Below are 12,313 nucleotides of genomic sequence, written 5' to 3' on the forward strand. Positions count from 1 at the left end.
CTGGCACCAGTCAGTGCCGTTTATCCAACCCTGAACTACGCTGACAGTCGCATCTCACGAATCATTTGCGCGCAAGCAAGGAGCCTGCATGACGTTGATGCGTCCGCTGTCGGTCGTTTGCCTGGGGCTGCTGTACATGCTCACCGGCTGTAGCAAGGAAGAGGTACCCGAGACACTGCCACGTGTAGGTGTGCAGCAGGTCCAGCCCACCGATTTCGCTGCCAGGGTAACCCTGACCGGCGACGTGCAGGCGCGGGTGCAGACCGATCTGTCGTTCCGCGTCGGCGGCAAGATCATTTCGCGCAGCGTGGATGTTGGTGAGCACGTGAAAGCCAACCAGGTATTGGCCCGGCTCGACCCGAAAGACCTGCAGAACAACGTCGACTCGGCCAAGGCCGAGGTGTTCGCCGCCCAGGCCCGGGTCACCCAAACCAGCGCCGCCTTCGTGCGCCAGCAGAAACTGCTGCCCAAGGGCTACACCAGCCAGAGCGAATACGACTCTGCCGAAGCCGCGCTGCGCAGCAACCAGAGCGCGCTCAAGGCTGCTCAGGCACAGCTGGCCAACGCCAATGAGCAACTGAGCTACACCGCGCTGGTGTCCGAAGCCGATGGTGTGATCACCCAGCGCCAGGCCGAGGTCGGCCAGGTGGTGCAGGCGACCATGCCGATCTTCAGCCTGGCCCGTGACGGCGACCGCGATGCCGTGTTCAACGTGTATGAATCCCTGCTGGTGGCGCCACCCAGCGACGCCGGCGTGATCGTCAGCCTGCTGGATGACCCCAAGGTCCAGGCCCATGGCTTTGTCCGTGAAATCACCCCCACCGTGTCGGCGCAAAGCGGCACGGTGCAGGTCAAGGTGGCGCTGAAGGACATACCGCCGGGCATGCAGCTGGGCGCACCGGTCACTGCCAGCACCAATGCGGTGGGGCGGCCGAGCATCGAACTGCCGTGGTCGGCGTTGACCAAGGGGCTGCATGAACCGGCAGTCTGGGTGGTGGGCGAGGGCGACAAGGTGGAACTGCGCAAAGTCGAACTCAGCCGCTACCTGACCGGCAAGATCGTGGTCGCCAGCGGCCTGAAGGCTGGCGAGACCGTGGTGGTCAACGGCAGCCAGTTGCTGCACCCCGGCATGCAGGTAGAAAAGGTCGATGCCAAGGCCCAAGGGGGTGAGCTATGACGCGCCTGCTGCTGATACTGTCAGCCGGCGTGCTGCTGGCCGCCTGCGGCAATGAGGAAGAAGCACCCGAGCCGATCCGGCCGGTGCTGTCGGTCAAGGTGGAGCCGCAGGTGCAGTCGCAGCTGGGGCGCTTCGCCGGCCTGATCGAGGCGCGCTTCGAAAGCACCTTGGGCTTTCGGGTTGGCGGGCGCATTGCCCGGCGTTGGCTGGATGTGGGCGCCCAGGTCAAACCGGGGGACACGTTGGCCACGCTCGACCCCACCGACCAGCAGAACCAGTTGCGTGCCGCCGAAGGCGACCTGGCAAAGGTCCAGGCACAGTGGATCAATGCCCAGGCCGATGCCCGCCGTCAGCAGCAGCTGTACGATCGCGGCGTCGGTGCCCAGGCGCAGCTGGATATCGCCCAGACCAACCTGAAAACTACCAGCGCCGCGCTGGAGCAGGCGCGCTCGGCGCTCAGCCAGGCCCGTGACCAGCTCGACTACAGCACCCTGCGCACCGACCACGCGGCAGTAATTACCGCCTGGCAGGCCGAAGCCGGGCAGACCGTCACGGCGGGGCAGGCCGTGGTGACCCTGGCGCGCCCCGATGTGAAGGAAGCGGTAATCGACCTGCCTATCGGCTTGGCCGAGCAACTGAACAAGGACCTGACCTTCACCGTCGCGTCGCAGCTCGACCCGACCATCAACACCACCGCCACCCTGCGCGAACTGGAGCCGCAGGCCGATGCGACGACCCGGACCCGTCGCGCGCGCCTTACCTTGGCAAGCACCCCGGCGGCCTTCCACCTGGGCACGGCAGTAAGCGTGACCCTGAGCTCGGAAGTGAGCCCGCGCAGCGAGCTGCCCCTGAGTGCCTTGCTCGAACGTGACGGCAAGACTCAGGTCTGGGTGATCGATACCCAGCAGAAAACCGTGGGTACTCGCGACGTCACCCTGATCGACCGTACTGCCGACAGCATCGTTCTGGCCGCAGGGGTGCAGCCCGGCGAGCGCGTGGTGACGGCGGGCGTGAACAGCCTCAAGCCTGGCCAGAAGGTCACCTTCGACGAGGATGCGCAATGAAAGGAAGCTTCAACCTGTCCGAATGGGCGCTCAAGCATCAATCGTTCGTTTGGTACCTGATGTTCGTCGGCCTGCTGATGGGCATTTTTTCGTACTTCAACCTCGGCCGTGAGGAAGACCCTTCGTTCACCATCAAGACCATGGTGATCCAGACCCGCTGGCCCGGCGCGACCCAGGACGAAACCCTCTACCAGGTCACCGACCGCATCGAGAAGAAGCTCGAGGAACTCGACTCCCTCGACTACACCAAGAGCTACACCCGGCCGGGCGAATCCACGGTGTACGTGTACCTGCGCGACACCACCAAGGCCAAGGACATCCCGGAAATCTGGTACCAGGTGCGCAAGAAGATCCAGGACATCCGGGGCCAGTTCCCTGCCGGTATCCAGGGGCCGGGGTTCAACGATGAGTTCGGCGACGTGTTCGGCTCGATCTATGCCTTTACCGCCGACGGCCTGACCCTGCGCCAGCTGCGTGACTACGTGGAACAGGCGCGTGCCGAGGTGCGCGACGTACCCAACATCGGCAAGATCGAGCTGATCGGCACCCAGGATGAAGTGCTGTACCTGAATTTCTCGACCCGCAAGCTGGCCGCCCTGGGCATTGACCAGCGCCAGGTCATGCAGGCCCTGCAATCACAGAACGCAGTGACCCCGGCCGGGGTGATCGAGGCTGGCCCAGAGCGCATTTCGGTGCGTACCACCGGGCAGTTCGCCTCGGAAAAGGACCTGCAGACCGTCAACCTGCGGATCAATGACCGCTTCTTCCGCCTGGCCGATATCGCCGATATCCAGCGCGGCTACGTCGATCCGCCGTCACCGATGTTCCGCTATAACGGCCAGACCGCCATCGGCCTGGCCATCGGCATGAAGGCCGGCGGCAACATGCAGGTATTTGGCGCGGCGCTGAAAAAGCGCATGGACCGGGTGGTCGAAGACCTGCCGATAGGCGTCGGCGTGCACACCGTGTCTGACCAGGCCGTAGTGGTCAAGCAGGCGGTCGGCGGCTTCACCAGCGCGCTGTTCGAAGCGGTGGTGATCGTACTGGCGGTGAGCTTCGTCAGCCTCGGCATGCGCGCCGGCCTGGTGGTGGCCTGCTCGATCCCGCTGGTGCTGGCGATGGTGTTCGTGTTCATGGAATACAGCGGCATCACCATGCAGCGGATTTCGCTGGGTGCGCTGATCATCGCGCTCGGCCTGCTGGTGGATGACGCGATGATCACGGTCGAAGTGATGGTCACGCGCCTGGAAATGGGCGAGAGCAAGGAGCAGGCGGCCACGTTCGCCTATACCTCGACGGCGTTCCCCATGCTGACCGGTACCTTGGTGACGGTGGCAGGCTTCGTGCCGATCGGCCTCAACGCCAGTTCCGCGGGTGAGTACACCTACACACTGTTCGCAGTGATCGCGGTGGCGCTGATGGTGTCGTGGGTGGTGGCGGTGTTCTTCGCCCCGGTGCTGGGTGTGCATATCCTCAGCAGCTCCAAGCTCAAGGCCCATGAAGCAGAGCCAGGGCGGGTCGGCCGCGCCTTTGAGCATGGCCTGCTGTGGTGCATGCGCAACCGTTGGCTGACCATCATCGGCACGGTGCTGCTGTTTGCCCTGGCGATCTTCTGCGAGCGCTTCGTGCAGAACCAGTTCTTCCCGTCTTCGGACCGCCCGGAAATCCTCGTCGACCTCAACCTGCCGCAGAACGCCTCGATCGAGGAAACCCGCAAGGTGGTGGACCGCTTCGAGGCGCGGATCAAGGACGACCCGGACCTGGTGCACTGGAGCACCTACATCGGCCAAGGTGCGATCCGTTTCTACCTGCCCCTCGACCAGCAACTGCAGAACCCGTACTACGCGCAGCTGGTGATCGTCAGCAAAGGGTTCGAGGAACGCCAGGCCATGATGGAGCGCCTGCAGAAGATCCTGCATGAAGAGTTCGTCGGCATCGGCGTCAACGTGCAATCGCTGGAGATGGGCCCGCCGGTGGGCCGGCCGATCCAGTACCGGGTCAGCGGCGCCAATATCGATGAGGTGCGCAAGCACGCCATCGACCTGGCCACCTTGCTCGACCAGAACGAGCACATCGGCGAGATGATCTACGACTGGAACGAGCCGGGTAAGGTGCTGCGCGTGGAAATCGCCCAGGACAAGGCGCGACAGCTGGGGTTGTCGTCGGAGGACGTGGCCAATGTGATGAACAGCATCGTCAGCGGCGTGCAGATTACCCAGGTCAACGACAACATCTACCTGGTCAATGTGGTCGCCCGCGCCGAGGACAGCGAGCGCGGTTCACCCGATACCTTGCAGAACTTGCAGATTCTCACGCCCAACGGCACCTCGATCCCGCTGCTGTCGTTCGCCACCGTGCGCTACGAACTGGAGCAGCCGCTGGTGTGGCGCCGCGACCGCAAGCCGACCATCACCATCAAGGCCTCGGTCAACGGCGATATCCAGCCCACCGACCTGGTGGCCCAGCTGAAACCGAAGATCGACGAGTTCGCCAGCAAGCTGCCAGTGGGCTTCGAAGTGGCCACGGGCGGTACCGTGGAGGAGAGCGCCAAGGCCCAGGGGCCGATCCGCAAGGTCATTCCGTTGATGCTGTTCCTCATGGCGACATTCCTGATGATCCAGCTGCACAGCGTACAGAAGCTGTTCCTGGTGGTCAGCGTCGCGCCGCTGGGGTTGATCGGGGTGGTGCTGGCGCTGGTGCCCACGGGCACGCCGATGGGCTTTGTGGCGATCCTCGGCATCCTTGCGCTGGCGGGCATCATCATTCGTAACTCGGTGATCCTGGTGACCCAGATCGACGAGTTCGAGGCCCAGGGCTTCTCGCCGTGGGATGCGGTGGTGGAGGCCACCAACCACCGGCGCCGGCCGATCCTGCTGACGGCAGCGGCAGCGAGCCTTGGCATGATCCCTATTGCCCGTGAGGTGTTCTGGGGGCCGATGGCCTACGCGATGATTGGCGGGATCATCGTCGCGACCCTGCTGACGTTGCTGTTCCTGCCGGCGCTGTACGTGGCCTGGTACAAAATCCGCGAGCCTGAGCACAAGGCCAGGCCCCAACACTGAACTCTGTGGGAGCGGGCTTGCCCGCGAATGCGATGGTGAACTCACTGCCGCATTCGCGGGCAAGCCCGCTCCCACAGCGGTACAGCCGTGTCTTTTAAAAATAGTTATATAAACATTCTTAAACAGTATTTTTAAGAATATCCGCGCCTCACTAGTATTGCCTCAAGCCAGGCGCAAATTCCCCTTCAAACCTCAGCCCGGCACCTACTCCAAGGAGAACGAGCATGAGTGCATCGCTGCGTAGCATCGACGGTCAGGACGAAGCCACCATTCTGCGTGAGATCCAGAGCGCCTTGCGCGACCTGCGTTTTGGCGCGGTGGAAATCACCGTGCACAACGCCCAGGTGGTACAGATCGAACGCAAGGAGAAGTTCCGCCTGCAACAGCCCGGCAACAAGGCCGGCTGATTCGCGCCACACCCTTCAAAACTAGAAAAATGCCAATCGGGAGCTTCACCATGTCCATCCGCCGTTATGCGCTCGCCGCTCTGGCCAGTGCTGTTTTTGCCGGTTCCGCCATCGCCAAGGACTACGAACTGCTGAACGTGTCCTATGACCCGACCCGTGAGCTGTATCAGCAGTACAACGCCGAATTCATCAAGCACTGGCAACAGGCCCATCCGGGCGACAAGGTGAAGATCCAGCAATCCCATGGTGGTTCGGGCAAGCAGGCCCGCGCGGTGATCGATGGCCTGCGCGCCGACGTGGTGACGTTGGCCCTGGCCGGTGATATCGACGAAGTCGCCAAGCTCGGCAAGACCCTGCCGGACAACTGGCAGACTCGCCTGCCGGACGCCAGCACCCCATACACCTCGACCATCGTGTTCCTGGTGCGCAAGGGCAACCCGAAAGGCATCAAGGACTGGGGCGACCTGATCAAGAAGGACGTCTCGGTCATCACCCCCAACCCGAAAACCTCCGGCGGCGCCCGCTGGAACTTCCTTGCTGCCTGGGCCTACGGCCTGAAGGCCGGCGGTAGCGAAGAGAAGGCCAAGGCCTACGTGCAGGAGTTGTTCAAGCACGTGCCAGTGCTGGATACCGGCGCTCGCGGCTCGACCATCACCTTCGTCAACAACGGCCAGGGCGACGTACTGCTGGCCTGGGAAAACGAAGCGTTCCTGGCGCTGAAGGAAGACGGTGGCGCCGACAAGTTCGACATCGTCGTGCCGTCGCTGTCGATCCTCGCCGAGCCGCCAGTGGCGGTGGTCGACAAGAACGCCGAGAAGAAGGGCAATACCGAGATTGCCACCGAATACCTCAAGCACCTGTACAGCCCGGCCGGGCAGAAGATCGCTGCCGAGAACTTCTACCGCCCGCGTGACGAGAAAGTCGCTGCCGAGTTTGGCAAGCAGTTCCCGAAACTGGACCTGGTGACCATCGACAAGGACTTCGGCGGCTGGAAGACTGCACAGCCTAAGTTCTTCAATGATGGCGGTGTGTTCGACCAGATCTATCAGGCACAGTAAGGCCACGGAAAAGCGGGGCCGCTCTGCGGCCCATCGCAGGCAAGCCAGCTCCCACAGGGACCGAGCAGCCCTCAGGCCTGTGGTGATCCTATGGGAGCTGGCTTGCCTGCGATGGGCTGCAAAGCAGCCCCAAGATTGAGAGTCCTGCACCGCCCCGGCATAACCGGGGCTTCGTGCGTTCAACCAGGGATATTTATGTCACGTCGCATTTCCCCCGTCATACCCGGCTTCGGGCTGACGCTGGGCTACACCTTGGTGTACCTCAGCCTGATCGTGCTGATACCGCTGGCCGCCATGTTCGTGCATGCCGCGCAGCTCACCTGGGAACAGTTCTGGAACGTCATCAGTGCGCCGCGGGTGATCGCCGCGCTGCAACTGAGTTTCGGCACCGCCCTGCTCGCCGCCATCATCAACGGTGTGATCGGTACCCTGCTGGCCTGGGTGCTGGTGCGCTACACCTTCCCCGGGCGCAAGATCATCGACGCGATGATCGACCTGCCGTTCGCCTTGCCTACTGCCGTTGCAGGTATTGCCCTGACCGCTCTGTACGCACCTGCGGGCTGGGTTGGCCAGTTCGCCACCGACCTGGGCTTCAAGATCGCCTACACGCCGCTGGGTATCACCCTGGCGCTGACTTTCGTCACCCTGCCGTTCGTGGTACGCACGGTGCAGCCGGTGCTGGCGGATATCCCGCGTGAAGTCGAAGAAGCTGCAGCCTGCCTGGGCGCGAAACCATTGCAGGTGTTCCGCCATATTCTCGCACCTGCGCTGTTGCCCGCCTGGCTCACCGGTTTCGCCCTGGCCTTTGCCCGTGGCGTTGGCGAGTACGGTTCGGTGATCTTCATCGCTGGCAACATGCCGATGAAGACCGAGATCCTGCCGTTGCTGATCATGGTCAAGCTCGACCAGTACGACTACACCGGCGCCACTGCCATCGGCGTTTTGATGCTGGTGGTTTCCTTCATCTTGCTGCTGCTGATAAACCTGCTGCAGCGCCGCATCGAAACCCCTTGAAGGAGGCCGCATGTCCAGTTCAACCCTGAGTGCAAGCGCTGCCGCCAATGCCGCCCGGCGTGGCAGCGCCACTTCGCGACGCGTCCTGATCGGCCTTGGCTGGCTGGTGTTCGCGCTGTTCCTGCTGCTGCCGCTGGTGATCGTGGTGTCGCAGGCGCTGAAGAACGGCTTTGGCACCTTCTTCGAGGCGATCTTCGAGCCTGATGCCTTGTCGGCGCTCAAGCTCACCGTGCTTGCCGTGGTCATCTCCGTGCCGCTGAACCTGGTATTCGGTGTCAGCGCCGCCTGGTGCGTGAGCAAGTACAGCTTCCGCGGCAAGAGCATCCTGGTGACGCTGATCGACCTGCCGTTCTCGGTGTCGCCGGTGATCGCCGGCCTGGTCTACGTGCTGATGTTCGGTGCGCAAGGCCTGTTCGGCCCGTGGCTGCAGGACCATGACATCCAGATCGTGTTTGCCCTGCCGGGTATAGTCCTGGCGACCATCTTCGTCACCGTGCCGTTCGTCGCCCGTGAGCTGATCCCGCTGATGCAGGAGCAGGGCACGCAGGAGGAGGAGGCCGCGCGCCTGCTCGGCGCCAACGGCTGGCAGATGTTCTGGCATGTGACCCTGCCGAACATCAAATGGGGCCTGATCTACGGCGTGGTGCTTTGCACCGCGCGGGCCATGGGCGAGTTCGGCGCGGTGTCGGTGGTGTCGGGCCATATCCGTGGCGTGACCAACACCTTGCCGCTGCACGTGGAGATCCTCTACAACGAGTACAACCACGTCGCGGCCTTCAGCGTGGCCAGCCTGTTGCTGATCCTGGCGCTCTTCATCCTGCTGCTCAAGCAGTGGAGCGAGAACCGTATTAACCGCCTGCGCCACAGCGCCGCGGAGGAATGATTCATGTCGATCGAAGTTCGTAACGTCAGCAAGCGCTTCAACAGCTTCCAGGCCTTGAACGCCATCAACCTGGACATCAACAGCGGCGAGCTTGTGGCCTTGCTCGGCCCGTCCGGCTGCGGCAAGACCACCCTGCTGCGCATCATCGCCGGCCTGGAAACACCGGACCAGGGCAACATCGTGTTCCATGGCGAAGACGTGTCTGGCCATGACGTGCGTGATCGCAACGTCGGCTTCGTGTTCCAGCACTACGCGCTGTTCCGCCACATGAGCGTGTTCGACAACGTCGCCTTCGGCCTGCGCATGAAGCCCAAGGGCGAGCGACCGAGCGAAAGCAAGATTGCCGAGAAGGTCCATGAACTGCTGAACATGGTGCAACTGGATTGGCTGTCCGACCGTTACCCCGAGCAGCTGTCCGGTGGCCAGCGTCAGCGTATCGCCCTGGCCCGCGCCCTGGCTGTGGAACCGAAGGTGCTGCTGCTGGACGAGCCGTTCGGTGCGCTCGACGCCAAGGTGCGCAAGGAGCTGCGCCGCTGGCTGGCGCGGCTGCACGAGGACATCAACCTGACTTCGGTGTTCGTCACCCATGACCAGGAAGAAGCCATGGAAGTGGCCGACCGCATCGTGGTGATGAACAAGGGCGTGATCGAGCAGATCGGCTCGCCGGGCGAGGTATACGAGCATCCGGCCAACGATTTCGTCTACCACTTCCTTGGCGACTCCAACCGCCTGGCCTTGAGCGAGGGCCACCATGTGTTGTTCCGCCCGCACGAGGTGTCGTTGTCGCGGCATGAGACCGAGGGGCACCATGCGGCCGAGGTGCGCGACATTCGCCCGCTGGGTGCGACCACCCGGGTGACCTTGAAGGTGGAAGGGCAGAGCGAGTTGATCGAGGCCGAGGTGGTCAAGGACCACGACAGCCTGACCGGGCTGGCGCGTGGGGAAACGCTGTTCTTCCGGCCGAAGGTCTGGCAGAAGGTGGCGGATATCTGAGCCGTTTTGAGTGATGAAAAGCCCGGGATTGGTCCCGGGCTTTTTTTTGTCTGTGCAATCGTATTCGCGGGTAAACCCGCTCCCACAGGGGTGGCGCGATCCCTGTGGGAGCGGGTTTACCCGCGATCGAGGGCGCAGCCCTCGCGGCAATCTGATGCCTTGCACGAATATTTCGTATGCCCACAAGGCATCGTCTGATCATTGATCTTCTACACCCCACGAAACCCGCGGGTTAGAGCCACCCAATCGAAATATATATTCCCAAAGGATCTAACTTTAATTTTAAACATTACTTTAAGCGATAAGCCCCTGCCCCCGATGATTCAGCCACACACCTGAATCAAGAACCCCAGGAGTTTGATCAATGGGTAATGTCCAGTCGGCCGTCAGGGCCTACGACCAGCCATGGCGCCCGAGCCCGGGTGACCTGGTCGAGCTTGGACGGACACTTCGCCTGCCACTGGGCCAATTGCGCCTGCAACGCACCCCGGTCAGCGGCCTCAAGCGCCGTGACAAGCTGGCGTTGGGCCTGCTGGTGCTGGCCCTGCACGGCGCTGCTGCCTACTGGGTCAGCCAGGCCCCCACGCCCGCGCTGCCCGTGGTGCCGCCACAGATTCCGCCCATGACCATCGAGTTTGCGGCGCCCGCGCCGCCTGTCGTGCAACCGCCGCCACCCGCGCCTGCACCGCCGGTGGTCGAGCCACCGCCCCCGGTGGTCGACGAGCTGGCCGCCAAGCCCAAACCCAAGCCCAAACCCGTGCCCAAGCCGGTGGTCAAGCAGGCGCCCAAGCCACAGCCCAAACCGGTCGAGGCGCCGCCACCTGCCCCGGTTGCTGCCCCGGCGCCCCCAGCGCCACCTGCGCCGGCCCCGGTCACGCCACCGTCGGCCAACGCCGCGTACCTGAAGAACCCGGCGCCGGAGTACCCGCAGATGGCCCAGCGCCGTGGCTGGGAAGGCACCGTGCTGCTGCGGGTGGAGGTGCTGCCCAACGGCAAGCCGGGGCAGATCCAGATCCAGAAGAGCAGCGGCCGCGATGCCCTCGACGCCGCCGCACTGGCTGCGGTCAAGCGCTGGAGCTTCGTGCCCGCCAAGCAGGGCGACGTGGCCCAGGCCGGCTGGGTGAGCGTGCCGATCGATTTCAAGCTTCGCTAACTTTTTCGCAGAACACAGGAAGACATCATCATGAGCCTGCTGGCATCCCCTCTCGAATCCGTTGAAAGTGCAGTCATCTGGCTGCTGGTCGGTTTCTCCGTCGTCACCTGGGGCCTGGCCCTGGTCAAGGTCGCGCAGTTCGTACGGCTGAAGAACCAGGACAAGCGTTTCCACCAGCAATTCTGGGCCGCATCGAGCCTCGACTCGGCGGCGGAAATCAGCCACGAACTGCCTGGCCCGGCCGCCCGAGTCGCCCAGTCCGGCTATGCCGCGATTGCTGTTGGTGATTCCCACGCCAGTGACCTGAGCCACGCCATCAACCACCAGGACCGCCTTGAGCGCGCCCTGCGCCAGCAGATCGTGCGTGAGCGCCGTTCACTGGAGACTGGCTTGGCGGTGGTCGCCAGTATCGGCAGTACCTCGCCCTTCATCGGCCTGTTCGGTACCGTATGGGGCATCATGGAAGCGCTCAAGGGCATCAGCGCGGCCGGTTCCGCCAGCCTGGAAACCGTGGCCGGGCCGATCGGCGCGGCGCTGGTCGCCACCGGTGTGGGTATCGCCGTCGCGGTGCCGGCGGTGCTGGTCTACAACTACTTCCTACGCCGCCTGAAGCTGACCGCGGCCGACCTCGATGACTTTGCTCACGACTTCTACAGCCTGGCGCAGAAGAGTGCCTTCCGGGTGTTGGTGCACCCTGCGGTCAACAAGGCTCAGGCCGGTTTCACCCAGCCGGTGAAGGAGGCGTCCTGATATGGCCTTTTCGACCCAGGACAGCGACGAAGTCCTCAGTGAAATCAACGTCACGCCGCTGGTGGACGTCATGCTGGTGCTGTTGGTGGTGTTCATCGTCACCGCGCCGCTGCTGACCAATGCCATCCCGATCAACCTGCCCAAGACCGAGGCCGTGGCCCCGGTGGAACAGAAAGACCCGCTGGTGGTGAGCATCGACGGTGGCGGCAAGCTGTTCATCAACAAGGATGAGATCCAGCCGGACTTGCTGGAAACCAACCTTAAGGCAGCCAAGGACAAGGACGCCGACGTGCGTGTGCAGCTGCAGGCTGACGATGGTGTGAATTACGGCGAAGTCGCGCGGGCCATGGCCGCGATCGAGCGCGCCGGGATCAGCAAACTGGCGGTAATAACTGCACGGTAGTCTTCATTCTTCAGGCAAGTGCTTATGGGCCATATCTCTTGGCAGGGGTTGGCCCTTTTTTTGTTCGCCGTGACGGTATCAGCGCCTGTGAGATCGAGCGCCGCCCGCGCGGCGCATCGCGGATAAATCCGCTCCTACATTTGTTTCGGGCCAGTCACGACAGTGCCTTGGCATATGTTCCTGGTGTATCCCCTTCGATACCGAGCCATACGCCAAAGGTGCGCGCGCGAATGGCGCAGGACTCATTGGCCCGAAACAAATGTAGATACTCTGTTGGCGGTCAAGCTTTTCTGAGGTGTTCAGAGCTGAAAAGCTTGGCTGTATGGAATGGCTCATCTCCGTGCATACA

Annotated in this window: 11 protein-coding genes; all 11 read left to right on the top strand. The window is 63.1% G+C overall.

Features of this window, described 5'->3' with window-relative positions:
- Positions 1-88: 88 nt before the first annotated feature.
- The 11 genes from ACIPZ5_RS23230 (at position 89) to ACIPZ5_RS23280 (ending at position 11,964) form a co-directional block, all read left to right on the top strand.
- Positions 89-1,177 carry an efflux RND transporter periplasmic adaptor subunit gene (locus ACIPZ5_RS23230; protein WP_261942249.1) on the top strand — a complete coding sequence of 363 codons (1,089 nt, stop codon included), beginning with the start codon at positions 89-91 and terminating at the stop codon, positions 1,175-1,177.
- Positions 1,174-2,241 (top strand): efflux RND transporter periplasmic adaptor subunit, encoded by a 1,068-nt coding sequence (locus ACIPZ5_RS23235; RefSeq protein ID WP_261942250.1) that lies wholly within the window; start codon positions 1,174-1,176, stop codon positions 2,239-2,241. The genes ACIPZ5_RS23230 and ACIPZ5_RS23235 overlap by 4 nt, the downstream gene beginning before the upstream one ends.
- Positions 2,238-5,303, top strand: coding sequence for an efflux RND transporter permease subunit (locus ACIPZ5_RS23240; RefSeq protein ID WP_261942251.1), 3,066 nt, complete (start codon positions 2,238-2,240; stop codon positions 5,301-5,303). Before ACIPZ5_RS23235 ends, ACIPZ5_RS23240 begins: the two co-directional genes overlap by 4 nt.
- Before the next feature lie 224 nt (positions 5,304-5,527).
- Positions 5,528-5,710, top strand: a complete 183-nt coding sequence (oscA, locus tag ACIPZ5_RS23245; protein WP_016712582.1) for a sulfur starvation response protein OscA — start codon at positions 5,528-5,530, stop codon at positions 5,708-5,710.
- Between the two features lie 50 nt (positions 5,711-5,760).
- Entirely contained in the window at positions 5,761-6,768 is a 1,008-nt protein-coding gene (locus ACIPZ5_RS23250) for a sulfate ABC transporter substrate-binding protein (RefSeq protein WP_016712581.1), read from the top strand.
- 195 nt (positions 6,769-6,963) lie between these two features.
- Positions 6,964-7,782 (top strand): sulfate ABC transporter permease subunit CysT, encoded by an 819-nt coding sequence (gene cysT / locus ACIPZ5_RS23255; RefSeq protein WP_261942252.1) that lies wholly within the window; start codon positions 6,964-6,966, stop codon positions 7,780-7,782.
- 10 nt (positions 7,783-7,792) lie between these two features.
- Positions 7,793-8,665 carry a sulfate ABC transporter permease subunit CysW gene (gene cysW / locus ACIPZ5_RS23260; protein ID WP_261942253.1) on the top strand — a complete coding sequence of 291 codons (873 nt, stop codon included), beginning with the start codon at positions 7,793-7,795 and terminating at the stop codon, positions 8,663-8,665.
- A gap of 3 nt (positions 8,666-8,668) precedes the next feature.
- Positions 8,669-9,658, top strand: a complete 990-nt coding sequence (locus ACIPZ5_RS23265) for a sulfate/molybdate ABC transporter ATP-binding protein (protein ID WP_261942254.1) — start codon at positions 8,669-8,671, stop codon at positions 9,656-9,658.
- Positions 9,659-10,022: 364 nt separating this feature from the next.
- Entirely contained in the window at positions 10,023-10,811 is a 789-nt protein-coding gene (locus ACIPZ5_RS23270; RefSeq protein ID WP_343599041.1) for an energy transducer TonB, read from the top strand.
- A 30-nt stretch (positions 10,812-10,841) separates the two neighbouring features.
- Positions 10,842-11,561 carry a MotA/TolQ/ExbB proton channel family protein gene (locus ACIPZ5_RS23275; protein ID WP_261942256.1) on the top strand — a complete coding sequence of 240 codons (720 nt, stop codon included), beginning with the start codon at positions 10,842-10,844 and terminating at the stop codon, positions 11,559-11,561.
- A gap of 1 nt (position 11,562) precedes the next feature.
- A complete protein-coding gene (locus ACIPZ5_RS23280) occupies positions 11,563-11,964 on the top strand; it encodes a biopolymer transporter ExbD (protein ID WP_261942257.1) in 402 nt (133 codons plus the stop codon).
- Positions 11,965-12,313 lie beyond the last annotated feature (349 nt).

Origin of the sequence: Pseudomonas sp. NPDC089428 (genome assembly GCF_044749325.1) — a bacterium.
Lineage (GTDB): Bacteria > Pseudomonadota > Gammaproteobacteria > Pseudomonadales > Pseudomonadaceae > Aquipseudomonas.

Excerpts from the sequence above, each read along its gene's own strand:
- ACIPZ5_RS23230 (WP_261942249.1), top strand. The coding sequence starts at position 89 with ATGACGTTGATGCGTCCGCTGTCGGTCGTTTGCCTGGGGCTGCTGTAC.
- ACIPZ5_RS23235 (WP_261942250.1), top strand. The coding sequence starts at position 1,174 with ATGACGCGCCTGCTGCTGATACTGTCAGCCGGCGTGCTGCTGGCCGCC.
- ACIPZ5_RS23240 (WP_261942251.1), top strand. The coding sequence starts at position 2,238 with ATGAAAGGAAGCTTCAACCTGTCCGAATGGGCGCTCAAGCATCAATCG.
- oscA (WP_016712582.1), top strand. The coding sequence starts at position 5,528 with ATGAGTGCATCGCTGCGTAGCATCGACGGTCAGGACGAAGCCACCATT.
- ACIPZ5_RS23250 (WP_016712581.1), top strand. The coding sequence starts at position 5,761 with ATGTCCATCCGCCGTTATGCGCTCGCCGCTCTGGCCAGTGCTGTTTTT.
- cysT (WP_261942252.1), top strand. The coding sequence starts at position 6,964 with ATGTCACGTCGCATTTCCCCCGTCATACCCGGCTTCGGGCTGACGCTG.
- cysW (WP_261942253.1), top strand. The coding sequence starts at position 7,793 with ATGTCCAGTTCAACCCTGAGTGCAAGCGCTGCCGCCAATGCCGCCCGG.
- ACIPZ5_RS23265 (WP_261942254.1), top strand. The coding sequence starts at position 8,669 with ATGTCGATCGAAGTTCGTAACGTCAGCAAGCGCTTCAACAGCTTCCAG.
- ACIPZ5_RS23270 (WP_343599041.1), top strand. The coding sequence starts at position 10,023 with ATGGGTAATGTCCAGTCGGCCGTCAGGGCCTACGACCAGCCATGGCGC.
- ACIPZ5_RS23275 (WP_261942256.1), top strand. The coding sequence starts at position 10,842 with ATGAGCCTGCTGGCATCCCCTCTCGAATCCGTTGAAAGTGCAGTCATC.
- ACIPZ5_RS23280 (WP_261942257.1), top strand. The coding sequence starts at position 11,563 with ATGGCCTTTTCGACCCAGGACAGCGACGAAGTCCTCAGTGAAATCAAC.